This is a genomic window from uncultured Kluyvera sp. (assembly GCF_902485085.1).
Taxonomy (GTDB): domain Bacteria; phylum Pseudomonadota; class Gammaproteobacteria; order Enterobacterales; family Enterobacteriaceae; genus Kluyvera; species Kluyvera ascorbata.
Genome location: NZ_CABTJS010000189.1, coordinates 1 through 2,350, shown reverse-complemented (window position 1 = coordinate 2,350; position 2,350 = coordinate 1). Strand labels below are relative to the sequence as shown.

Here is a 2,350-nt window from a genome sequence, read left to right as displayed (position 1 = left end):
TAGGACCGTTATAGTTACGGCCGCCGTTTACTGGGGCTTAAATTCAAAGCTTCGCTTGCGCTAACCTCTCCTCTTAACCTTCCAGCACCGGGCAGGCGTCAGCCCATATACCTCACCTTACGGTTTTGCATAGACCTGTGTTTTTGCTAAACAGTTGCTTGAGCCTATTCTCTGCGGCCACATCTCTGTGGCACCCCTTCTCCCGAAGTTACGGGGTCATTTTGCCGAGTTCCTTAACAATGCTTCTCCCGCCGGCCTTAGGATTCTCTCCTCATCTACCTGTGTCGGTTTACGGTACGGGCATGTATCACACAATAGCGGCTTTTCTTGACAGCCGGAATCACACACTTCGCTACTTTAGTTCGCTGCGCATCACGTCTTTGGATTGCCAGGCGGGTTTGCCAACCTGACTCCTCCTACGCTTGCCCCGGTATTCCCATTCCCGGGATGTGTTGTCCTTCTGTGTCCCCACAGTTCTGATGATACATGGTACAGGAATTTCAACCTGTTGTCCATCGACTACGCCTCTCAGCCTCGCCTTAGGCCCCGACTTACCCAGAGCAGATCAGCTTTACTCTGGAAACCTTGGATATTCGGCCTGGAGGATTCCCACCTCCATCTCGCTACTCATTCCGGCATTCTCTCTTCTTAACGCTCCACGGCTCCTTATCGGTACCGCTTCTCCGCACTAAGAATGCTCCTCTACCAATGTACTTACATACATTCCTAAGCTTCGGTGTTGTGTTTCAGCCCCGGACATTTTCGGCGCAGGACCTCTCGACTAGTGAGCTATTACGCACTCTTTGAATGTGTGGCTGCTTCTGAGCCAACATCCTAGTTGTCTTTGAAATCCCACATCCTTTTCCACTTAACACACACTTTGGGACCTTAGCTGTAGGTCTGGGCTCTTTCCCTTTTGACTACCCAACTTATCTCGTGCAGTCTGACTCCCATACATCATTTACGCGGCATTCGGAGTTTGATATCCCTTGGTAAGCTTTGACGCCCCCTTAGGAATTCAGTGCTCTACCTCCGCTAAACTAATATGAGGCTAGCCCTAAAGCTATTTCGAGGAGAACCAGCTATCTCCGGGTTCGATTGGAATTTCTCCCCTATCCACACCTCATTCCCACCCTTTTCAACGGATGTGGATCCGGTCCTCCACGGAATTTTACTTCCGCTTCAACCTGGACATGGATAGGTCACCCGGTTTCGGGTCTGCCTGTACTGACTTGACGCCCATTTGAGACTTGGTTTCCCTTCGGCTCCGAGCCTTAAGCTCTTAACCTTGCCAGTACCGGCAACTCGCCGGACCGTTCTACAAAAAGTACGCGGTCGCACCTTAACGTGCTTCCACAGCTTGTAAACACAGGGTTTCAGGTTCTTTTTCACTCCCCTCCCGGGGTCCTTTTCACCTTTCCTTCACAGTACTATGCGCTATCGGTCACTAAGGAGTATTTAGCCTTGGAGGGTGGTCCCTCCGACTTCCCACAAGGTTTCTCGTGTCTCGTGGTACTCTGGATCCTGCTGCTTCCTATTGTTTTCGTGTACGGGGCTTTCACCCTCTCTGGCCTGACTTCCCAGACAGTTCCACTAACAAATCGGTTCACGTTTGCAGTCCTTAACCCCAGCATGCACGCACGCTGGTTTGGGCTCTTCCCATTTCGCTCGCCGCTACTTTGGGAATCGATGTTTCTTTCTCTTCCTCCGGCTACTTAGATGTTTCAGTTCACCGGGTTCCCTCTGCATGGCTATGGATTCACCATGCAGTGACTGAGGTTTGCTCAGCCGGGTTTCCCCATTCAGATATCTCCGGATCAAAGGATATTTGCTCCTCCCCGAAGCTTTTCGCAGCTTATCACGTCTTTCATCGGCTCTTAGTGCCAAGGCATCCACCCTGCGCTCTTTATAGCTTAACCAAATGATTTCCCGCCGCGGGTTGCTGCGGGTCCTCTAAACGTCCATAGCGTTGGACGCTTTGGTTCTAGGTTTTCATAAACGCTTTCGCATTTACAAGTTTGTTTTTCCATACAATCTCTTGTATGGCCTCGGATGTCTTGATATTCTGATTTAGAATATACAATTCATTTTTATTCAATATGCGGTTTTCAAGGTACGTTTGGTATGCTTCCGTTTCCTCAGAGGTTTTCAGCACAAGCTTCTTCCCTTTGGTTACTTCAGCAAATGGAGATGGAGAGATTCGAACTCTTGACCCCCTGCTTGCAAGGCAGGTGCTCTCCCAACTGAGCTACACCCCCATAGAAATCTGGCACCCACCTGCTCTCCCATGCCGTCTCCAGCATAGTACCATCGGCCGCTTAGGTCTTAACCATCGTGTTCGGGATGGGTA

Annotated in this window: 1 tRNA gene and 1 rRNA gene; both read right to left on the bottom strand. The window is 50.3% G+C overall.

The annotated features are described in order from the left end of the window. Positions 1-1,919 (bottom strand): 23S ribosomal RNA (locus tag RDN66_RS23885); the annotation flags it as partial. Positions 1,920-2,185: 266 nt separating this feature from the next. Continuing rightward, positions 2,186-2,258: transfer RNA gene (locus RDN66_RS23880), tRNA-Ala, on the bottom strand. Positions 2,259-2,350: the final 92 nt, after the last annotated feature.